We start from the raw sequence: 22385 nt of genomic DNA, 5'->3' as shown, positions 1-22385 counted from the left end.
TTTATTGTAGCGGCTTGGTGAGTAGATTGTGGTTGTAAATCACGGCGATTTCGGCCGGTTCCAGCGGTTTACTGAAAACATAGCCCTGAATTCCATCACAGTCACTGTTTTTGAGAACGGCAACTTTGTCCCACTCTTCAATACCCTCCGCCATGATTTTTAAATTGAGACTGTGAGCCAGCAGGATCAGGCTTTCTATCACCTTGATCCGGTTGCCCTGTAAAAACTGATCACTGATTGATTTATCCAGTTTTATTTTGTTGACCGGCAGATATGTCAGACAATTCAGCGATGAATAACCGGTGCCAAAATCATCCAGGGCCACTGCCAGCCCGGCATCTTTAAGCCCTTTTAGAAACTCCTTCGTCTGGCCATCGTTTTCCATCAAGATGCTTTCGGTAATCTCAATCTCAATAAACCAGGGCTCGACATGATGCTGATGCAGCAGTGTGATGATATAGCCAACATACTCTTTGTCCTGCAACTGACGATTGGAAAAATTGATGGCTACCGGTTTTTCCGCCAGTCCCTGATTGCGCCAGCGGGCAATCTGGGCCACCGCTTCCCGGATCACCCAGCGGCCGATCTCACTGATCAGGCCGGTTTCTTCGGCTACCGGAATAAACTGGTCCGGACCGAGGCGGCTTTCTTTGATTCGGAGCAGGGCTTCAAAGCCGCTGATCTGACCACTGTCCAAATCCACCTGGGGCTGATAGACCAGTTTAAAACCGTCGCTCTTTAATGCCGCTCTGAGCATCGCTTCAATTTCGATTTTACGGCTCATGGCCTTTTTCAATTCCTGATGATAATACATATAGTGATTTTTGCCCCGGTTCTTAACCTCGTACATGGCTGTATCGGCATTCATAATCAGCTGATCCATCGCACTGCTATCATAGGGATAGCAGGAAATACCCATGCTGATACTGACAAAAACTTCCCGGCTGTCGAGCCGGAAGGCTTCATCGAAAGCGCTCAAAATCTTATTGGCATAGGCTTCAATATCGGCCTGATGGCATTTATTGGTGATCAGGATCAGAAATTCATCACCGCCGAGCCGACCCACCATCATGTTCTCGTCAGCGATTGACTGCAACCGGCAGGCAATCAGCTTGAGCAATTGATCCCCAAAGAGATGGCCCAGGGTGTCATTGATACTTTTAAAATTATCAATATCCAGGAGCAGCACCGCCCCGGTATGGCCAGCCGCCAGTTCTTTTTCCAGTTGCACCAGAAAGCTCATCCGGTTGGGCAGCTGGGTTAAAAAATCATGTCGGGCCAGATGCCTTATCTGTTCTTCCTGAAGTTTGAATTTAGTATTGTCCAGCAAGATCCCGTGCAGCTTGCAGAAATTGCCGTCTGCCGATTTGATCCCTTTGCCACGGATCAGCAACCATTTTTGCTGTGTGTCGTCGCCCGCCGTCAGTACCTGAATATTGATCTGGGCTGATTTACCCAGAAGGTAATTGCTGACCTCTGTAATCAAACGCTCACGATGACTGGCCTCCAGAACGACATCCATCCAATAGTGGACATGACAATGGTTACTGAGGATTCGATTGATAATCCGGGAGCAGTCCCCAGCAAAAGAAACCGTTTTGGACGTGAGATCTACCTCCCAGACCGCACTGTTGGTGCCCTCAATGGCCAGCTCAAACTTCTGATTCAGTTCGCCGACTTCCCGGTCATGCTCGGCCATCACTTCATATTGCCGCCGCAGGGTTCCTTCCATCGTTTCCAGTTCTTTGTACGTCGCTGTAAGCTTAGCATTGCTGGCCACCAGGGCTTTTTGGATGCTTCGGCGCTTCAGATTATCATAAATTAATAAAAGCGTTACCAAGGTCAGAAAGCTGACAATAATGGCAGTGGCCCAAATCAGGTTGCGATATTTATCCAGTGGATGTTCGGTTTTATTAATCAGCACCGCATCAGTCGGAATCAGGTGATCCGGAATCTGATAGTGCTTGATCAATTCATAATCGAAGATGTAAAAATAGGGGGTCTCTTCAACCATTGGGATGGATGCGACCGGGGTTCCTGCCAAAATGTCGCTGACCAATTCGGCCGCTGTTTTGCCCAGGGCCTGATAATCCACCATTTTTCCGCCGATCAGTCCATAACCGACGCCTCCCACCGAAGCCCGATAAACGGGGATCTGGGTATGCTGGTTCAGAAAAGCTGCCGCTTTTTCAAACTCCATGTAAGCCCCGGTCTTGTCCGGGTTCATATCCAAAAATAGTAAAATGGTGTCATCCCCCAATTTCTCCAGTTCTGTCCCCAGCTCATCAAAGCTGTAGTTGGGCGTATTGAGGGTGGAAAAGGTCAGTTCCGGAAAGCTCTGGCGTAAGGATTTAAACTGCTGACGGTTGCCCTGACCAGTCAGAGTTTCATCGGCAATCCCTACTACCTTGGTAGCCCGGGGGTTAAAGACCCGGGCGATCTCCAGCGTTTCTTTTATCGAGATCCGCTCAATAATACCGGTGATGTAAGGATCGGCCGCAGCTTGTCGGGCCCGGGTTTCATCGTTTACACCAAGAAAAACAATCGGGATCTGAGAAAACAATTCGGCCTGATGGTCGAGGGCAAACTGAAGGGCATTGTCATCTCCTACAATCACCGCATCATAGGGTGGCAGCTGGGCCAATTTGAATTTCAGACTCTGATAAAAAACCTCTTTGTTCTCCGGAGTATCGAGGCGTTTGGTATCCATATATTCAATTTCCAGTTTGATCTTTTGTTCGTCAAATACCGATCGGATGCCCGTTATCTGGTCAGGAACCGAGACAAAGCTTTCACTGTAGGAGCTGATAAAAAGCACCGACTTTTCGTCCTCGGCGCAGACAAAAAAAGTTGGCCCAAACAGTATCCCGGTTGCAAACATCCAAATCAGGAGCACGCTTACATGGATGACAGCTTTAGCTGATTTTAATAAGTTGCTGCGATAACTGAGTTCATGGTTTGGCATTGACCCCTCCGAAAAAACTAGCATACTTCAACACGATTGCGGCCCTTTTCCTTGGCCAGATAGAGGGCCCTATCGGCCCGGGAAACGATGGACTCCGGAGCGGTATCATTTTTGTAAGCTGATACCCCAAGACTGATTGTCACCGCTCCCGCAGTTGCAAAAGAATGGTTAGCAACTGCCTGGCGCAGCCGTTCGGCCAACCTGGCGGCGTCCATCAGGCTAGTATCCGGCAGAATAATCAAAAACTCTTCGCCGCCCCAGCGCCCCACCACATCGCCATGCCGGACCGTTTCGTTGAGGAGTCCAACCAGCTCGATTAAAACCCGATCCCCGACCTGATGGCCATAGGTATCGTTGACAAGTTTGAAGTGGTCAATATCCAGAATGATAATCGCAAAAGGAGCTGAGCCGTTTTGGGCCCATTTGTTGTGATGTTCCAGGGTCTCATCCAGCTTTAAACGGTTGAAGCTCTGGGTCAGCTTATCGGTAATTGACAGCCGTCTTATTTCTTCCTCCATTAGTTTTCGTTCGCTGATATCCCGGGTAACCCCCAACATCCCGACAAAGCGTCCATCTTCGCTGTATATTCCGGAAACAGTCGCTTCAGTCCAAACCGTGGTTCCATCTTTGCAGGGTTGTTCCAATTCCCCGCGATAGACTTGAAAAGGCAGACCATTCTGAACCGAATTAATGGCCCGAGCCAACCCCTCATGCATCTGAACCAGTGATCCTGGACATAAGACTTCTTCCTGGGACTGAGCCATGACTTCTTCAACCGTATAGCCCCGGAGTTTTTCCACCGAAGGGCTAATGTAGGTGAAACGCCCGGTCAGATCCATGGTCCAGATGACATCTGCTGCATTGTCTGCCAGCAACCGGTGGCGCTCTTCACTCTGCTGCAGTTTCGCTTCAATGGCCTTGAGTTGAGTGATATCCCGGATTACGCTGAGAGCGTGGGGCATCCCGTCAATGCTGATTTTTTTCGATGACACCAGACCAGTATGTTGTTCATTGTTCTTGCCATAAAAACAGACCTCCAGATTCTCAACAAAGCCATTGGCTTCAAGGGTTTTAATGAAGCTTTCCCGTTGGCTGGCATCAATACAGAGATCGCTGATATTAAATAAACCGACGGTCAAATCCGCATCGGTAAATTTTGTGGCTTCCATAAAAGCCCGGTTATAGGCAATCAGGGTCCCATCGGCGACTTTGGTAATCACGGTGGCATCGGGAATAGTCTGAAACACCATTTCGAAATGAGAACGGGCTTCTTCCAGTTCATGAATGGACGACTCCAGTTTTTCGGTCATGCTGTTAAAGGCCTCGGAAAAATCGCCAAGAAAATGAACCCGCTGAGAAAAGTCGCCTGACGCAATGGTTTTGGTGATCCAGGTCAAATTCCTAAGCGAAGCCTGAAGGTTTTTTAAAGACCCCAGCACGTAACCCCGGCCGTTGATATCCTCAGACAGATTTCCGTTGCCAAGAGCTGTTGCCGAATTCCTGATGGTTTTGATGGTTTGATCAATTTCTAAAAAAGAGTCATCGTTGCTGATGTTTTCAGGGGGAATTACGCTGACTCGAAGGTCATTTAACAGGGCTTTAAAATATTCTAAAATGGATCGTGCGTCTTTACTGATCATTGCTGTTTTGTCAGCTCCCTTCATGCTATAGCTGGCTAATTATGTCTTATTGCTCGATTGCTTTGGCATGGAAACGACAAGTGCGATCCCCAGTGCACCAGCAGTCGATCTCTTTAACAACAAAAGGTTTACCAGAAAAATTTTCCAGCAGGGCCGAGATAAACCCTTCATCATAGGTACAGATCTCGTAACTATCCTCCGGCAAGCCGGAGCAATCGAGATCTTCGGAAACCGTCAAAATCAGTTCACCTTTTTCCATATCCGCTTCTTCCACCCGCAAAATACCCATACCCAGGTCTTTCAGCACCGTTTTAAGCTGACTAACAAAATGATTGAGATCATCGGTTTTCGTAATCATATGCTGATAGAAGGCATTACCAGCCAATTGTCCAGCCTCATAAAAAATTTGATCGGTTTCCTCAACCCCAACATGTTTTTCGATGATGTCTCTGAAGGTAAATTGCATCAGTCGATACACCTCAACCCGGGTGGTATTCCCCAAATTTGGACGTCCTACACCAATATCTCCCAGTAACTCCCAGGAAAATTCATATTTTCCAGCCAATTATGATGCCCTCCACTTCACGCTTCTCAATTACTAACCCACCTGTTTTGCGGCAATCGTAAATTGATTTAATTTCCTTATTTTACCACGTTAACCCGGGATCTTGTCAAGGTGCTTTAATTGGCAGCAGATCTATTTTATCGATATCGATTCTTAATTTTAAACATCTGCTATTTTGTGCAAACGATTCGTTAAAATGTTGACTTGACAATTAAAATTTCTTCCGATAAAATAGATAGCATGCTAAGTAATGGAGACGTGATGAAAACAGATCAATTTAATTTTGGTGGCTTTGTTAAACAATTGAATAACATTATGGAAATGCGCTTCAATCATTCGTTAAAACAATGGGATCTGACCTCGTCCCAATTTTCGGTGATTATGTTTCTGCTACACCATCAGGGTCAGGCAATCAACCAGAAGATGATTGAAGAAGCTTTTCGCCTCAAAGGTCCCACCGTTACCGGGATCGTCAAGCGGCTGGTGGAAAAAGATTTTATCCAGCGCCGACCCGATCCTTTGGATCGCCGGATTAATTATCTGGAGCTGACAAAAAAGGGTCTGGAACTGGAGTCGCTGGTTTGTACCGAGATCACCCGTCTGGAAACTGAGACCCTCCGGGGCATCTCACCTGAACATCTCGACCTGCTGGAGTCGCTCCTGCATCAAATTTTAGAAAACATTACCAACCAATGATTCACAGAAAGGAATTATTTTTATGAAAAACGATTTATTTGAAAAGTACCCCATCCCCAAGGCGGTGATGACCCTGGCCATTCCCACCATGCTAAGTATGCTGGTGACGATTGTCTACAACATGGCCGATACCTATTTTGTCGGTCAAACCGGTGATGCCAACCAGGTGGCCGCCGTTACCCTGACCATGCCGATCTTTTTTCTGCTGATGGCCTTTGGTAATATTTTTGGCATCGGCGGCGGCTCCTATATTTCCCGGCTCTTGGGGGAGCACCGGATTGCGGATATCAAGCATACCTCCTCCTTTGCCTTTTATGGCTCGATCGCCCTGGGCCTGATCGGAATGGTGGTGTTTCTGGTCTTTATGGATCCAATTCTGACCATTGCCGGTGCCAGCCCCAACACCATCGGTTTTGCCCGGGACTATCTGACCATTGTCGCTTATGGCGCCATCGCCATCAGTCTGCAGAATTCACTGGCCCAGATTGTCCGCTCCGTTGGCGCAGCCAAAGAATCGATGATCGGGATGATGATCGGAACCATCGTTAACATCATTCTTGATCCGATTATGATTCTCTCCATGGGCATGGGCGTGGCCGGAGCAGCCTGGGCCACCGTGATTGGAAATGCCTGCGCTGTATTATACTTTATCTACTATATTTTTAAACACAGTGATGTGCTCTCCATCGCCCCCCAGGATTTCCGGATGGAAGGCGCCATCGCCAAAAATACCTTTGCGATTGGGATTCCGGCCTCTGTCAATAACATTCTGATGAGTTTTTCAATGATCATGTTAAACAGCTATGCCTCCGCATATGGCGATACCGTCATTGCTGCCCTGGGTGTCTCTGGCCGGGTCTTCTCCATTGTGGTCATGCTGGCACTGGGTCTGGCAATGGGTATTCAGCCCTTTATCGGCTACAATTATGCCCAGCAGAACTATAAACGGATGAATGATGCCATTAAATTCACCGGGGTTGTCGGAATGATCATGGGCACTGTGGTCATGATCGTCGCAATCCTTTTTGCCGCCCCGATTGTTACCTTCTTCATCAATGATCCGGAGGTCATCACCATTGGTGCCACCATGCTGATTATTCAAATGCTGGTCAGTCCCTTTCTGGGCCTCCAGTTTATCGTCACCACCGTCTATCAGTCGCTGGGCAAAGCCATCCCTTCGCTGATTCTGACTATTTGCCGACAGGGTCTAGCCTTTGTCCCGATTCTGATTCTAGGTTCCACGCTGTTTGGTCTGCAGGGGATCATCTGGGCCCAACCGCTGGCCGATGTTGTCTCAATTATCCTGGCCATTTCAATGTATACCGTCACCTACCGTAAACTTCGGGCCAGCAAAACCGAACCGATTTCCATGGCAATGGAAGACGGACTGGCCTAAGCCATCAAAAAAGCGCCCCTAAATCGGGCGCTTTTTTAGTTCGCTGGCACGGAGCCGGTGTTCCGTGTGAATCATTCCGATATTGGTTGTCATGACGTTGCCGGTGGTGGCCGGATAGTCCAGAAAGATGGCGATGGTTACGGCCAGTGCCAGCCCTTCCAAAGGAATCCCCAGAAGGTTGAAAACGATGGTGAAAAGAAAAGCCCCCATCCCCGGCGAAGGTGGCACCGCCACCGAAAGAATCATACACAGAATCACGACCGGAATCGTATCCGGCAATGAAAAGCCGATTCCATAAATATTACCAATAAACAAGGATGTCAATAACAGCATCGGAATGGCGTCCTGCTTGTTAAACAAAACCCCTACCGGAATCGAAAAATTGACGACGTAGTCCCGGATTTTCTGCTTGCCAATTGCCGTTGCGGTATGACTGACAAAGGTGGCGCTGGAACTGGCGGTTGAGAAGGCAATCAGCAGAAATGGTGCTGCTGTTTTTAAATACGACACAGGGCTTATTTTTTCATAAACGGCTACACTCAATAGCATGAACACATTAATTATCAGAAAAGCAATCAGCAACAATACAATCAGCCAAACGGCTCCCAGTAGCGCCGCCCCTTCCCCGGAAATCATCATATTCAAAATACTGATAAAAACCACCACCGGCATCAGGGCACAGACGGCGTCCAGGATGGTTGAAAAAATCAGATTGGCTTCGGTAATAATCCGGGTAATTTGCGGAAAGCGGCCCTTTAAGGTCAACATCACAATGCCACCAATAATGGCCAGAAACATGATTTGCAGGGTATTGCCATCGATAAATGGCTGAATAATATTGGCTGGAATAATCCCGAAGACCATCTCCCCAATCTGGTTCCACAGATCCCCCTGACCAGCCTGACTGGCTGACCCGGTGTTGCCCAGCAGAAAAATCTGAGCCATTCCCAAAGAAACCGCTGAAGCCAGAAGAATTACTGCCATTGACCAGGTCAGCAGCAGGCGGAAAATCCGTTTCATTTGGGCCAGGTTATCCATATTGACAATACTGCCGATGGCGGAAAAAAACAGCACCGGTATTACAATGGCGTTGAGAAAACCAAAAAATGTACTGCTAATCGGAGAAAGAATCCCGGTACCCACTTGCTTGCCCAGCTCAGGTGCCATCATCTGGATGAAAAATCCGGTCAGAATCGCACCAAGCAGGGCGATGGCTGTTGTCAATGCCGGGTTTAATGGTTTTTGTTTTAGCGTATAAGAAACGTTATTACAGCCCTTTTCGTAAGAATAGGTTACGGATGACAGTCCAATTAAGATATTCTGTCCGATCCGATTGTAGTCAACTGCTTCTCCCTCCGGTGTTTCCGGCAGGGTCAGCGGATTTTCCGGATTACCCCAGTAATTCAGCGTTAGGCTAATGGTTTTAAAGCGCTTCTGAATCGACAACTCAAAATGCGCCTGATCGCTTGCCCGCTCACTCCAGTAAACAATGGCTTCTTCCACAAAAAGCTGCGCTTTCATGTTATCGGTTTTGGGGCACTTGTATTTTTGCAAGAGCTCCGAAACAAAGACGTTGGCTTCATCGAGACTGGCCAGACTCAGTGGTAATATCTTTTTTACTTCCATGGTTCCCCCTTATGCATCGATCTTCTGACTGCGTTTGTGTAAACCATGCCACTGATATACTCTCGGGTTAGGCTGGTGTCAAACCTGAAATTATCTGGCGCTGGCATAAAGAACACACGGTATTACTTATACCGTGTGCCTTTCACCATGATAAAAAATTGTCATGCTCATCAAATGGTGAAATAATAGTCTAAGATTACCACCATTATACCACTTGACGCATTCTGCCGTCATCATAATTTAACTGCCAATTTACCCCAAATTTATCGACCAGCGAACCATAAACCTTACTCCAGAAGGTTTCCTGCAGTTCGGTTTCGACGGTTCCACCATCTTTTAATTTATAATAAAGGCCTTTGATCTCATCCAGGTCGTCACTGAAAATGACCAGGGTCATCTTTTCTTTTTGATTGTCAGGTGATTTTGAGGGTATATCCGAGAGCGACACCCGTAGTTCATCGGTCTCAAGATCCGCACGAATAGTCACTTTTTCTGCCGGATCAGGATTGCCCGGTTCGGGCAGGGTTTCATCAAATAATATAATTTCAGCCTGATCAGTGCCAAAAACGTCGGCATAGAATTCCACAGCTTCCTGACAATTTCCATTAAAACTAATATAGGGTTGTACCTGCATTTCTACACTCCTTTTTCGTTTAGGTGCACCCTTTGCTAAAGAATACTTGGGATTACACCGGGATCTCCGTTTTAATCAATTTTACAGCATCATGACACTCTGTTACATTGTATAGCCTTATTTTTACGATTTAAACGGTTTCGGGTAAATTTTTTACAAATTTCTGTAAAATAAAATTGACCTGATGCAAATCTGCTGTTATTGTTATAAGGGTCATAAATGGAGCTTTATTTTCGTTCATTTCTGCCTTGTTGCAGACAACTTGATAGTCAGTTCTGCAATCTGTAATTTTTAGAGGGAGGATTTCTTGTGAGTATTATTTTTTTAATCATCGGCCTCGTATTATTAGTTAAGGGTGCCGATTTTTTTGTGGAGGGTTCGTCTTCCATTGCCAAGCGCTTTAACATCCCCAGTATGGTCATCGGTTTGACCCTGGTGGCTTTTGGCACCAGCGCCCCGGAACTGGCAGTCAGTGTGTCCGGATCCCTGAATCAGGCCAATGGGATTGTTTTTGGGAATGTGGTGGGTTCCAATATTGTCAACATCCTCTTTATTCTGGGTATCTCAGCCTTTATTTCCCCCATCAGCATCAAATCAAAAACGATTTTTAAAGAGATGCCTTTTGCCATCCTGACCACCGTTGCCTTAATGCTGATGGTGATGGACGGGCTGATCAACGGTGACCCGATCAGCGTGGTTTCCCGTTCGGAGGGCTGGATTCTACTGCTCTTTTTTGCCATCTATCTGTATTCGATGGTGGAAATTGCCATCCTGGGCAAAGAAGAATCTGAGGGCGAAATACTTGTGCTGCCAGTTCCCAAGAGTATTCTCTTTACCATCGGCGGTCTGGTCGCCGTGGTTTTTGGCGCCGATCTGGTGGTTAATGCGGCCATCGAAATTGCCACCATCCTGGGCATGTCTGAAACCGTGATTGGTTTAACCATCGTTGCCATCGGCACCTCCCTGCCGGAGCTGATCACCTCAGTAGTAGCAGCTAAGAAGGGCGAAAACGATATTGCTGTTGGTAATATTGTCGGTTCTAATATCTTTAATGTCCTCTTTGTTATGGGGGTTTCCGGGGTTATCTTCCCAATTGAAATCGCCACCGAAAACTATGCCGATCTGTGGATTTTGCTGGCGGCCATGATTATCGTCGTTCCGATGATGTACACCTCCAAGAAAATCAGCCGCTGGGAAGGGGCCGTCATGATGCTGGGCTATGTCGGTTATTCGGCCTTTATCATCATGCGGGCGATTTCCTAGATCTTTATTGCTTACTGGCACTTAAAAAAGCACTCGCAATTTTGCGGGCGCTTTTTATAACACTATGCCTGGGCTTCATAGCGCAAGATCAGCTGATCCATGGCAGCCAGGGTGTCTTCTTTGGGTAACACATAGGGACTGCCCGGCAGACTTGAGAAAAAATCGTCAAAGGCGGCCACAATTTTTGCTTCTTTTAATTTAATCGTCTTAAAAATCTGCTGATCGGCTTTTTGATAATGCAGGATCAGATGCACCAGAGTTGCTTCATTTACAAATTCAACTGCTGAATTAAGGACAATCTTTTTTTCATCGAAGGCGTAGGTTTTGCGGGCATCAGCGGCAATATCCTGGCGCACCTGTTTGGTCAGCATCAGGCGTTCGGCTGGCGTAAAGGGATGACACACTTCCTCCGGAAAATACATATTGCCCGTATCCATAAAGGTTTCCAGATTGTTTAATGAAAAGACATTGATCATGGCACGGTTTTCCGCTTTAAAATAATCGTAAAAGCGATTGGTGGCCGATACCAGATCATCATAGAAGGGCAATTCCCGGCGAACCTTGTCGGCTACCATCTCGTGAGTGGCGTAGTAGGCAAAGCAGGGCAGCGGTTCAATAACCTGACGGATCCGATAGGTCGTATCCAAGGAGTAGATGGCAAAAAGATCCCGACTTTCTTCAATAAAGGGCTCGGACTGCAAAAGGATGGTAACAAAACCCTTCTGGTAGAGATCATAAAGCTCTGAATCGCGATAGCGGATGGCCCGACAAAAATCCCGGGAAATCACAATGACTTCCTCCGATGTGAGCATAAAATAGGGAAACAGCACATTGATTTCCTGACTCTTCCCAACTGCCTGATAATAATAGTGGGAGTGATAAGTAATATTATCAAGCAACGACAGACCTATCAGAGTTTTAAGGGTACCAAGGCCCGGATCAGCAAGGCTTTCGTCACTGACTTCCGGAAAACACTGAACATCCTGCAAAACCAGGTATTTTGCATTTCCCAGCATTTGCTGAAATATATGCGCATAAACCCGTTCAAAATGACTGGGAATCGAAAGTTTCAGATGCGGCTCCTCCTGGCAGAAAAGCTCCCGATCGATGCTGTTTTCGATAACGCTCTGGACGGCTTCTAATCCAGTCACAATCTGAATTTTTGCTTGTTCCCCGGAGCCGACTAATGCGCAATCCGGAGCTTTTAATTCTTTTGAAAAAGGAATGTGATAGCTGGTGAGTTCAAAGATGACGGCCATCAGCTCCACAATTTTTTGACGATTATAGTAACACCGTTCGCCGACCTGGGTAATTTCTTGCAAGGCCTGCAATTCTTCGATTTCAGTCGTTGACAGACGCAACGCTTTACATAAGCATTCAAAAACTTTAGGAGTAGGCAGCCGCTCACCAGATTTTATCCGCTGCAACGTGGTGCGATTGATTTTCCCCATCTCCGCCAGGGATTGTACGGTTTCGCCACTTTCGTCAATTAATTCTTCGATTTTTTTACTAAAACGTGTCATCGGCTACTCCAGTTTCTGTATTTTTTGTCTCTCTCACTCTTATTATAGCCGTGTTGGAGCCAATTGCAAGATGTGGCATTTTGTGTGCCAGAATATTTTGCCCTTTTATAAATCTTGTCGGATCCAAAATGGTTAAGCGATCGGGTTGCGACCGATCATAAAAAAAGAGTACTCACACCACATATCGGGTGAGTACTCTTTTTTATTTATTTTTATGTAATTCACTTATCTAGGCAATATTGCAAACAATGCGACTCGCCCAGGCAATCGCTTCCCGGTAGTCGTGATAAATGTGGTAATCCTCTATTTTTAAGAATTGAGCCAATTCTTCGACCAGACACCATTCGCCCTTTTCATAGGCCACCATCAAGGCCTGAATCGGAAAAAGAACGCCCTGCTGGTTGATCAGGGCCTCTAAAATCGCTTGCGGCAAGGCGATCCCCGCCAAGACCACATCCATTGGTTGATCAAGAATCGCATCCAAAACGCTAAACAGTCCCATCAGAGCGGCATCATGTTCCCATTCATGCATTCCCGAGCGTTTCGCCAGTGACTCGGCAAAGCGGGTACGAATCAGCGATAGTTTGATCAGTTCGGTGGGTTTGTCTTTGCTGACTTCATGAATCATTAAAATACTGATCCAGCGTTCAAATTCACGCAGGCCAATATAGCTTAGGGCAAACTTGATGGAGCAAATCGATTCACTGCCAGCCCGAAAACTGGCCAGTCGGAGCAACCGATAGGTCAGGGTCACATCCTGTTCGATCAACTGGGCCAACCGATCAAAGGAGGGTTCATCCGCATTTATTTCAGTCATCAGCTGCAGATACTGCAGTTGCGAGGGGGTGGCCCGGAAGGTACGTCCAGCAATGTGCGGTTTGCTGAAAAAAAAGCCCTGAAAGAGGGTAAACCCCAATTCCTTTGCTTTTAGAAATTCATCCCGGGTTTCCACCTTTTCAGCCAACAGTGTTTTCCCCTGAGCCAGACCCGCCAGAATATCATCGGTAATGGTATCAAGCGGCGTGACCATCAGGTCATACTTGATAATATCCGCCAATGGCGTCAGGGGGTAGGTCTGATAGGTCTGGGCAAAATCATCCAGAGCGATGCTGTAGCCCTTGTCTTTGATAGCCGTAAGCCGCTCAACCAGATTGCGGCTGACTTCAATGTTTTCCAGCATTTCCACGATCATCCGCTCGGGGTCAATCAGTTCCACGGCTTCGGAATGAATAAATATTTCATCAAAGTTAATAAAGGCAAACTTATCTTCAACGAGGTTTTCCAGTCCCGATTCAAACAGACCGGTGATGACCATGGCTGTTGCCCCCTGAGACGACATGCCGCCAAAATGGGTCGAGTGGTTGTGAAGCCGAAATAAAAGCTCATACCCGTACACGTCCAGCTGAGCGTTGAAAATCGGTTGTCTGGCAATAAACATAAGGCCTCCTGGGTCTCTTTATACTGGTGTAAAATTATAAATGTCCGTTCCTGTTCAATATGTTTATTGTAACACTATGTTTCATCAAAAACAAGAATTTTCACACCCCCAGGCTGTTATTTTTTTGCACATGTTTTCTTTCTGCTGCCAATTATTGCAACAAAAAAATGGCGCAACTGCAGCTGGCCATGTTTTATTGAATCGGTTATCTACTTAAAATTTTTCAGGCGATGTTTAAAATGATTTCATTGGCCCAGGCAATCGCTTCCCGGTAATCGTGATACAAAATGTACTCCTCGATTTTTAGCTCCTGCGATCGTTTCAGGGTGGTTGCCCAGTCACCTTTTTCATAGGCCAGCATCAGTTGGTAAATCGGGTACAGCACCCCCTCACCCTTTATCAGTGCGTCGAGAATGGCCGGTGGCAAGGCAATGCCCGCCAGTGCTTCATCCATGGTCTGGTCGAGAATCCCGTCGAGAACGCTAAACAACCCCATCATTGCCGCCCCATGCTGGGCGTTGTAGGTCATCAGCGCCCGTTTGGCCAGGGTTTGGGCAAAACGGCTCCGAATCAGAGCGATTTTCATCAACTCTGCGGGTTTTTCCTGGCCCAGATCCTGAAGCATCAGAATATTGAACCAGCGCTCAATTTCGTTAAGGCCCATATAGGTCAGCGCATTGCGGATCGAACTGACCAGATCGTGATTGGATCGGATACTGGCCATCCGCATGACTCGATAGGCCAGGGTGACATCCTGTTGAATCAGCTCAGCCAGGGCATCATAGGAAGGGTCTTCTTTTTTAAGCTCCTCAATCAATCTGAAATACTGAAACTTGGTCGGCGATTTATTAACCGACTGACCAGCAATCACTGGTTTGCTGAAAAAATAACCCTGAAACAGGGTAAAGCCCATATCACGGGCCTGCAAAAATTCATCCCGGGTTTCGACCTTTTCGGCCAGTAACACCTTGCCCTGAGCCAGCGCATCGGCGGCATCGCTGGCAACGCTTGCCAACGGGGTGGCGATCAGATCGTACTTGATAATGTCGGCCAGCGGACTCAGCGGATAATTTTGGAAGGTTTCTTCAAAATCATCCAGCGCAATCTGGTAGCCCTTCTCCCGGATTGATTGAATCCGGGCAATCAGGCTGTCATCAATTTTTACTTTCTCCAGCATTTCCACCACCATCTGATCCGGTTTGATTAATTCCAGAGCATCGGAATAGATAAAAATCTCGTCAAAATTAATAAAGGCCCGCTTATCCTCAATGATGTTTTCAATTCCCGCTTCATAGAGTCCGGTGAGCACCGCTGCGGTGGCTCCCTGAGAGGAAATTCCACCAAACTGACTGGACTGGCTGTTGAGCCGAAACAGCAGTTCATATCCATAAACGTCCAGATCCACGTTAAAAATCGGTTGTCTGGCAATAAACATCTGCGCTCCCCCTTAAACGGTGTCAGGTCGGTCATCTGATACCCGAATTTTTAAAACCTCTTGTCTCAATGATAGCATCATCCCGACCAATTAACAAGTGAAAACGATTGACATCAACTAAATAAACCGATACCTGTCCGATACCTGTCGATCAATTGTCAGCCAACTGCTTTACCGTTGCGAAATTTACCTTTATGCACCAGTCGGCCGCTGCGATCATAGGAACGCCCTTCCCCATGCCAGACGCCATTGACAAATTCGCCCTCATACTTTAGCTGGCCATTATCGTAATATTCTTTACAATGGCCGGTAGGCACCGACGGATCCTTGATATTTTCCTGATTCGTGGACAGCCGGGCAAAATTGCCCTCGCATTTTAGTTTGCCATTGGCGTCAAAGATGCGTCCCTGACCGGAGGCGTAGCCATTGGCAAAGCTCCCGATGTATTTAAGCTTGCCATTTTCTTCGTAGAGTTTCCCCTGACCGGAGGCCAGACCATTGACAAAGTTGCCTTCGTATTTAAGGAGGCCATTGGGATAATATTCTTTGCCGGGGCCTACCTGGATGGTGTTGACAAAAACCCCAGTTGAGGCTAGCTGGTTGTTTACATAACGCTGGCCGATTAGGCGGTTGCCCTGATAATAACCGATGATATAGCCGTCCCGGCAGGGAACTTTGACCTGTGGCTTTTGGTCCTGACGCTCTTTTTTTTGCCGGGATGACAGATAAAGCCAGAGGATAAGGCCAGCAATGCCTACGAGAAAGAGAAAGAGGATGCCGCCCATATGCTTACCTCCTTGTTTGGATTTATAAATAGGTCATTACAAAACTGCCGTGAGCTTTGCGCCCCGTTTGTCTTTATTATACCCCGGTTTGCGCCACTATCACAAGCGGCTTTGTCAAATTGGGATCGGCCGCCGGGGCATATTCGGCCAGTAGGGCATCCAGTTGTGCCAGGGTCGTCTCAGTGGGCAGTACATAATCGCTGTCTGGCAGACTGAGAAAAAACTCTTTAAATGCGGCAATAACCAAAGCTTCCCGGAGTTCGATGGTTTTATAAACGATCCGGCCAGAAATACGATAGTGCAGCACCAGTCGCAGACAATCGCAGCTCTCATAGATAAACTCCACCGCCTGGTTTAAAAAGAGTTTTTGATCATCGACAGCAAAGAGCCGCCGACGCTCAAAAAAAAGATCATCCCGAACCTGCTGTAGAATCATCAGGCGTTCTGATGGGGTTAGCCGATGATAAATTTCTTCCGGGAAAACCAGATTGCCATCATCCATAAACTGCCTTAAGTTTTTTAATGAAAAAACATTCAGCATCCCCGTGCTGACCTGCCGGAAGTAATTAAAATAGCGGTCAACTGCCTCCAGCAAGGGTTCATAATAAGGAAAGTCTTTATTCAGCTTGGCTTCGAGCAGATCTCGATCGGTGTAATAGGCAATACATGGCAAGGGTTCAACTACCATTTCTACCTTAAATTTTCGATCCAGGTCAAAAACCGCAAAGAGATTATTGCTTTCCAGAATGAAGGGCCGGGTCGAAGCCAAAATTTCTGCAAAACAGTCGCTGTAGAGACGTACAAAGGCCGGATCGTGATAGCGCACCGCCTGACTTAAATCCCGGGAAATGGTGATGACTGCGGTGGATGTTATGATAAAATAAGGAAACAGAGCACTCATTTCCGGGCCACTGACACCCGTGTTTGTCTCAAGCGTATAACTGTAGGACGAATAATTGACGTTGTCCAGCAGTGTCAGGGCGATCAGGTGTTTTAGCGCCCCCAGCATCGGGTCGGCAGCGGTGTCGCTCGCTTCTCGGCGCAGGCACAGAACATCTGCTAGATCGAGTATTTTTTTGTTGCCCAGCAACTGCATAAAAAGATAATCATAAACCGCCGAAAAGGTATAGGGAATGGTCAGTTTAATGGTTGGCTTAGCCTGCTTGCTCAACTCCTGATCAATGCTTTTTTCAATCAGACTCAGCACCTGTTTTTCGCCGCTAACAATTTGCATGGCCGAGGCCCGCTCATCCGGGTCGTTTTTATCATCCCGAGGCTTAAGCTCTTTGGAATAGGGAATTTTGTATTCAGTTAATTCGGAAATGGTTTCGATCAGCTCAATAATCTTCTGGCGGTTGGCATAGATCCCTTCGCCCACCTGGGCGATTTCCCAGAGCTTTTCCAGTTCAGCGGCCTCTGTCGGCGAAAGCCGCAGCACCCGAATCAGCTTTTTTAGCATCGCTCGAGTCGGTAACCGTTCGCCCGACTTGACCCGCTGCAGGGTAGTACGATTGATATTTCCCATTTCTGCCAGTGCCAAAACGGTTTCACCGCTTTCACTGATTAATTCGGTGATTCTCTGACTCAGTAATGACATAAGACCTCCCGGAAACAGGCAAGGTTGCCTATTTCGACTTTATTATTTTTTCTTAAAGAGTTACATTCAATTAACTCTGCTATTATTCACGTTGTCTTTGCCCATCATAATCGTTTTACGATGGACTGACAAGTGTAATATTTTGTGATTGTGACAAAATCGTCAATATGACAATTGCATGCGTCATTAAATAAATGTTGGCTGTTTTGGCCAATTTTGCTGGTAATTACCGGGCAAAATCGATATAATAGATACGGCTTCTGCACAGTTGTTAGAAATGATTCGTGATTCGCTAAGGATTTTGGCAATCATTTTTTATCATTTTTCACAAACTATTTAAAAAACCTGTCCTTTGTAAATCACAGCGGTCATGCAAGTTGTGTGACGATCCTCTGGGTTGGACTTGTGACTGCCCTAACAACTGGTCAAGCAAAAAAATAGAAAAGAGGAAAAAGATGGACGAAGAAAAAATTCTGCTGGATAACAACCCGGCTCCCCTAACAGGGCTGACGGGGCTGCGAGAACGACGGGTGATCAAAAAACACCTATCCACGAGGCTTTTGGGGTTCACTCTGGCGATTCTGGCGGTGGCTGTCATCGCCCTGGGTATTTTGTCGTACTCCATGGGCTCAGCGGCTCTGCTGGAACAGGCCAATGCCGATGCAAAGAAGTACACCGATGAGGGGGCTTCCCACGTTGCGGCCATTATTGCCGGGAATCTGGAAACCCTTAGTGAGGTCAGTAAACGAAACGGTATTGCGTCAATGGATTATAATACCCAAGTTGCGGCCCTGGCTGCTGATGTGACTGCCCTGGGTTATGAAGACATTGCCGTGATGAATATGGATGGCCATGCCAAATATCTGGCTGGTGGCGGCGAATTTGATGCCGCCGGACAGTACTGGTATGAGAACGGCTTTAAAGGCGAAACCGCCGTTTCGGATGTGGCCATCAGTAAGGTGACCCTAAAACCAGTGGTCTTTGATGTCGCCCCGATCAAAAACAACGGCCAGGTCGTCGGCCTGCTGGTGGGTCGTCGGGATCCCACCTTTTTAAAAGACACCACCAATGCCATGGGTGACGGCGAGCGTCAGTACGGCTTTGTGGTCAGTGCCGAGGGCGGCTTTATGGCTCACCCCGATGATGCTGTCATTCTGGAACAAACCAACGTTTTTGCCGATATGGAAAATGACGGCATCTGGAAGGATTTCGGCCGGGCCTTTATGGAACTGGGCGCCGGACAATCCGGAATGCTTAACTACACCTTAAACGGCGACAAAAAAATCGGGGCCACCGCTCCGATTCCCGGTACCAACTGGAACCTGATCATCGCTCAGTACGAAAGTGATGTCCTGGCGCCGATGAACCATTTACGAACCATCACCATATTAATTTCACTGCTGGTGCTGGCGCTGGGTGGTGCCGCCGCCTGGTATCTGGCCAAACGGATTACCAAACCGATTGTCGATTTAACCGGCCTGGCCGATCAGATGGCCCTGGGAGATGTGGATCTGGAAATCACAGCGAGCAGCGAAGACGAAATTGGCGCCCTGATGGATTCCTTTGCGACCATCATTGAGAGTCGCCGGGAACAGGCCGAAGCGGCCCAACGTTTAGCAAAAGGTGACTTTGCAGTGGCCATTGTACCCCAGTCCGACAAGGATGTGCTGGCCTATGCCCTGCTTGATATGGTTGCTGCAATGAATGCGGTCAGCGATGACATCAAAAAAATCGGTGCGGCTGCCCAGGATGGACAACTGAATTACCGCGGCAATACCACCATCTACAACGGTGCCTTCAAGGATATGATTATCAGCCTCAACAACATGATCAACACCTTTGTCAAACCCCTGAAGGTAGCCAGCAAAGCCATCGAACGGATTGGCAACGGGGTCATCCCGCCGCCCATCACCACCGAATACAAAGGCGATTTCAATACCTTAAAAACCAATATCAACGCCTGTATCGAGGGTCTGGGGGCCCTGACCGAAGGGAATCAAGTGCTGGCGCTGCTTTGTGCCAATGATCTGTCCCAGAAAATTGACGGTCACTATCAGGGAATTTATCAGGAAATCGGGGAATCCATCAATGGCGTTCACGCACAGATGGTCCATATTGTCGAAATTGCCAACAACATCGCGGCCGGAAATTTATGCGATCTCGATGGCCTAAAAGCCATCGGCCAACGCAGCGACAACGACACCCTGGTGCCCAGCTTTATTTTAATGATTGAAAGCATTGCCCTGCTGGTCGCCGAAACCCAGACCATGACCCGAATGGCGGTCGCCGGTGATCTTGATAACCGGGGGGATGCGACCAAATTCCAGGGTGAATACGCCAAGGTCGTCGAAGGCTTTAATCAGACCCTGGATGTGGTGATCGAGCCGATCAAGGCCGCTTCAGCCACCCTCCGGGAACTGGCCCAGGGGAATCTCCATACCCAAATGCAGGGTGACTTTAAGGGCCAGCACGGCCAGATTAAAGAGGATATGAACCAGACCATTACCTTCCTGAAGGAATATGTGGAAGAGATAACCCAAACGCTGCAAGAACTTGGCCGAGGTAACCTCAATCAGGAAATAACCCGCCACTATCTGGGCGATTTTGAGGCCATTAAAACGGCGCTTAATGAAATTACCGAAAACCTCAGTTCCACCATGGCCGACATTAACAATGCCGCCGGTCAGGTCGAAAGTGGCGCCCGGCAGATTTCAGATGGCGGTCAGGCGATGGCCCAGGGAGCCACGGAACAGGCCTCGGCGATTCAGGAGCTGACCGCTTCCATCGACGAAATCGCCCAGGAAACCAAACAGAATGCGATCCGGGCCAATGAAGCCAACCAGCGCTCCATTGAGGTCCGCAACAACGCTGAAATTGGCAATGTCCGGATGAACAACATGGTCACGGCGATGGTCGATATCAACAGCTCCTCCCAGAGCATTTCCAAAATTATCAAGGTCATTGATGACATCGCCTTCCAGACCAATATTCTGGCGCTCAATGCGGCCGTTGAAGCCGCCCGGGCCGGACAACACGGCAAAGGCTTTGCCGTCGTCGCCGAAGAAGTACGAACCCTGGCCGCCCGGTCAGCCGAAGCCGCCAAAGAAACCACCGGCCTGATTGAAGGCTCCATCGACAAGGTGGCCATCGGTTCAAAAATTGCCGATGAAACCGCCGAAAGTCTGACCGAGATTCTTTCGGCGATTGAGAAAGTCACCTCCCTGGTGGGCAACATCGCCCGGGCGTCAAACGATCAGGCCTCGGAAATCGCCCAGATTACCAAAGGCATCGAACAGGTCTCCCAGGTGGTTCAAACCAACTCCGCCACCGCTGAGCAAAGCGCCGCCGCCAGTGAAGAACTGTCCGGCCAGGCCGAAATGCTAAAACAGATGGTGGGCGCCTTTACCATCAAGAACAGTGGCAGCCACACTGCCCCAACCCAACCGGTCTTTGAACCGGAACCAGCCCCCGTCCCTGAACCCCGGATTGAGCTGGATGATTGGGACAATGACAAGTATTAAAATCGTAATCCCCGCTTAATACCCACACCAACCGCATCCGTATCAAACACGTGGCGGTAAGGCGGTAGTCTTAATAAAACAACGCTGTCACTCCCCCAGGATTGCGGCGTTGTTTTTTTATTTAGAATGACTCTTGATTTAGCCAGCAATACGGGTTATAATTTTATCATGTCGACTTTTATCGACACTCATGATATATCACACAACATTTTTACACCAGGAGGGTTTACGATGGCAATTGTATGGACAAACGATTTATCAGTTGGGGTGAACAGCATTGATGCCCAACATCAACAATTATTCAAAATGGCCGATGAACTTTTTGAAGCCGGTAAAACTGGCAAAACTAAAGAAAAAATTGGTGAACTCCTTTCTTTTCTGGATAGCTACACTAAACAGCATTTCAGCGATGAAGAAGCGTATATGAAAAGTATCAACTATCCGGGCCTGGCTGAACAGCAGGCGGCGCACAAAGCTTTTGTCAATGAACTGACCAAACTCAAGGCCGAATATGACAAATCCGGCGGTAATATCGCCGTGATCATTGGCGCTAACCAGATGGTGGTTGACTGGCTGACCAAACATATTTCCGGCATGGATAAAAAAATCGGTACCCACGCTTAAATGCAATAAAAAGCAGCGATCGTCGCTGCTTTTTTTGACATTTTTTATCATCCCAAACAAGGTGTCAATGCCGGGATCAGTACCGCTGACTGTTTACATATAATACTGGTAAGTTGCCGTTATTTTATGGGCTGGTAGGCAGATCAAGCCATTGCTTCGTTTATAGTAATTGAACAGTTCATGCTCAATTTTTTGGGCCTGCATCGGCTGATAAAAATAATAGCCCTGAATTTCCTCGCAGCCGTGCTGTTTTAGAAAGAGCAGCTGCTTTTCCGTTTCAACCCCTTCGGCAATGGTTCGACAGCCCAACTTGAGCCCCAAAACAATGGTCGAGACAATAATCGCTTCATCTTTTTCATTATGACCGATACCATCAATAAAGGTTTTGGGAATTTTGATCCGATCCATCGGCAGCTTTTTTAGATAGGAGAGCGATGAATACTCGGTTCCGAAATCGTCAATGGCAATCGCCATGCCCATGTCCTTGATCTGTTTGAGCTGATTAAGCATCAGGGTCGTATCTTCCATGAAAATGGATTCCGTAATCTCCAATCAGCACCACCCGTCTAACGGGTGGTTTGCTCTGAGGCTATAAGCCTCTGTTACCGGCCGGCGCCTCAAGACGCTGGCCTTCACTTCGTTCAGGCTCTATGGCCTTTGCCACTTTTGCTTGCCCC

At 47.7% G+C, this 22385-nt stretch carries 16 protein-coding genes; 5 read left to right on the top strand and 11 right to left on the bottom strand.

The window, feature by feature from the left end:
- Position 1: 1 nt before the first annotated feature.
- From BI182_RS00090 to BI182_RS00080, 3 genes are read right to left on the bottom strand one after another with little or no spacing between them, the layout of a single operon-like run.
- Complete coding sequence (locus tag BI182_RS00090; protein ID WP_286804687.1) at positions 2 to 2965, bottom strand: ABC transporter substrate binding protein; 2964 nt, start codon at positions 2963 to 2965, stop codon at positions 2 to 4.
- Positions 2966 to 2982: 17 nt separating this feature from the next.
- On the bottom strand, positions 2983 to 4605 hold the full coding sequence (locus tag BI182_RS00085; protein ID WP_286804685.1) for a sensor domain-containing diguanylate cyclase: 1623 nt from the start codon (positions 4603 to 4605) through the stop codon (positions 2983 to 2985).
- A 46-nt stretch (positions 4606 to 4651) separates the two neighbouring features.
- Positions 4652 to 5170: a V4R domain-containing protein gene (locus tag BI182_RS00080; RefSeq protein ID WP_070371468.1), complete on the bottom strand. Its 519-nt coding sequence runs from the start codon at positions 5168 to 5170 to the stop codon at positions 4652 to 4654.
- 261 nt (positions 5171 to 5431) lie between these two features.
- On the opposite strand from BI182_RS00080, the gene BI182_RS00075 reads away from it, so the two are divergent.
- Both BI182_RS00075 and BI182_RS00070 read left to right on the top strand, forming a co-directional pair.
- On the top strand, positions 5432 to 5866 hold the full coding sequence (locus BI182_RS00075; RefSeq protein WP_070371469.1) for a MarR family winged helix-turn-helix transcriptional regulator: 435 nt from the start codon (positions 5432 to 5434) through the stop codon (positions 5864 to 5866).
- A gap of 22 nt (positions 5867 to 5888) precedes the next feature.
- Positions 5889 to 7262 (top strand): MATE family efflux transporter, encoded by a 1374-nt coding sequence (locus BI182_RS00070; RefSeq protein WP_286804681.1) that lies wholly within the window; start codon positions 5889 to 5891, stop codon positions 7260 to 7262.
- An 18-nt stretch (positions 7263 to 7280) separates the two neighbouring features.
- On the opposite strand, the gene BI182_RS00065 is transcribed toward BI182_RS00070, so the two are convergent.
- Positions 7281 to 8888, bottom strand: a complete 1608-nt coding sequence (locus BI182_RS00065; protein WP_286804664.1) for a dicarboxylate/amino acid:cation symporter — start codon at positions 8886 to 8888, stop codon at positions 7281 to 7283.
- A gap of 205 nt (positions 8889 to 9093) precedes the next feature.
- The gene (locus BI182_RS00060; protein ID WP_070371472.1) at positions 9094 to 9522 is read right to left on the bottom strand and encodes a VOC family protein; all 429 of its coding nucleotides are present in this window, start codon (positions 9520 to 9522) and stop codon (positions 9094 to 9096) included.
- A gap of 309 nt (positions 9523 to 9831) precedes the next feature.
- On the opposite strand from BI182_RS00060, the gene BI182_RS00055 reads away from it, so the two are divergent.
- On the top strand, positions 9832 to 10785 hold the full coding sequence (locus BI182_RS00055; protein WP_070371473.1) for a calcium/sodium antiporter: 954 nt from the start codon (positions 9832 to 9834) through the stop codon (positions 10783 to 10785).
- A 62-nt stretch (positions 10786 to 10847) separates the two neighbouring features.
- On the opposite strand, the gene BI182_RS00050 is transcribed toward BI182_RS00055, so the two are convergent.
- The 5 genes from BI182_RS00050 to BI182_RS00030 all read right to left on the bottom strand — a co-directional run bounded on the left by BI182_RS00050 (position 10848) and on the right by BI182_RS00030 (position 17563).
- On the bottom strand, positions 10848 to 12308 hold the full coding sequence (locus BI182_RS00050; RefSeq protein WP_148638252.1) for a helix-turn-helix domain-containing protein: 1461 nt from the start codon (positions 12306 to 12308) through the stop codon (positions 10848 to 10850).
- Positions 12309 to 12537: 229 nt separating this feature from the next.
- On the bottom strand, positions 12538 to 13746 hold the full coding sequence (locus BI182_RS00045; protein WP_286804647.1) for an EAL and HDOD domain-containing protein: 1209 nt from the start codon (positions 13744 to 13746) through the stop codon (positions 12538 to 12540).
- Between the two features lie 223 nt (positions 13747 to 13969).
- The gene (locus BI182_RS00040) at positions 13970 to 15181 is read right to left on the bottom strand and encodes an EAL and HDOD domain-containing protein (protein ID WP_286804644.1); all 1212 of its coding nucleotides are present in this window, start codon (positions 15179 to 15181) and stop codon (positions 13970 to 13972) included.
- A gap of 158 nt (positions 15182 to 15339) precedes the next feature.
- A complete protein-coding gene (locus tag BI182_RS00035) occupies positions 15340 to 15966 on the bottom strand; it encodes a toxin-antitoxin system YwqK family antitoxin (protein ID WP_286804638.1) in 627 nt (208 codons plus the stop codon).
- 76 nt (positions 15967 to 16042) lie between these two features.
- Entirely contained in the window at positions 16043 to 17563 is a 1521-nt protein-coding gene (locus BI182_RS00030) for a helix-turn-helix domain-containing protein (protein WP_286804634.1), read from the bottom strand.
- A gap of 506 nt (positions 17564 to 18069) precedes the next feature.
- Here BI182_RS00030 and BI182_RS00025 point away from each other — a divergent pair.
- Together BI182_RS00025 and BI182_RS00020 are read left to right on the top strand one after the other, a co-directional pair.
- Positions 18070 to 21084 (top strand): methyl-accepting chemotaxis protein, encoded by a 3015-nt coding sequence (locus tag BI182_RS00025; RefSeq protein ID WP_502691624.1) that lies wholly within the window; start codon positions 18070 to 18072, stop codon positions 21082 to 21084.
- 231 nt (positions 21085 to 21315) lie between these two features.
- On the top strand, positions 21316 to 21708 hold the full coding sequence (locus BI182_RS00020; protein ID WP_148638256.1) for a bacteriohemerythrin: 393 nt from the start codon (positions 21316 to 21318) through the stop codon (positions 21706 to 21708).
- 93 nt (positions 21709 to 21801) lie between these two features.
- Here the strand turns inward: BI182_RS00020 and BI182_RS00015 are convergent, their stop codons facing one another.
- The gene (locus BI182_RS00015; RefSeq protein WP_286804621.1) at positions 21802 to 22260 is read right to left on the bottom strand and encodes an EAL domain-containing protein; all 459 of its coding nucleotides are present in this window, start codon (positions 22258 to 22260) and stop codon (positions 21802 to 21804) included.
- Positions 22261 to 22385 lie beyond the last annotated feature (125 nt).

It is taken from the genome of Acetobacterium sp. MES1 (genome assembly GCF_002237635.1).
Taxonomy (GTDB): Bacteria; Bacillota; Clostridia; order Eubacteriales; family Eubacteriaceae; genus Acetobacterium; species Acetobacterium wieringae.
This window is presented reverse-complemented; position numbering and strand designations above follow the sequence as displayed.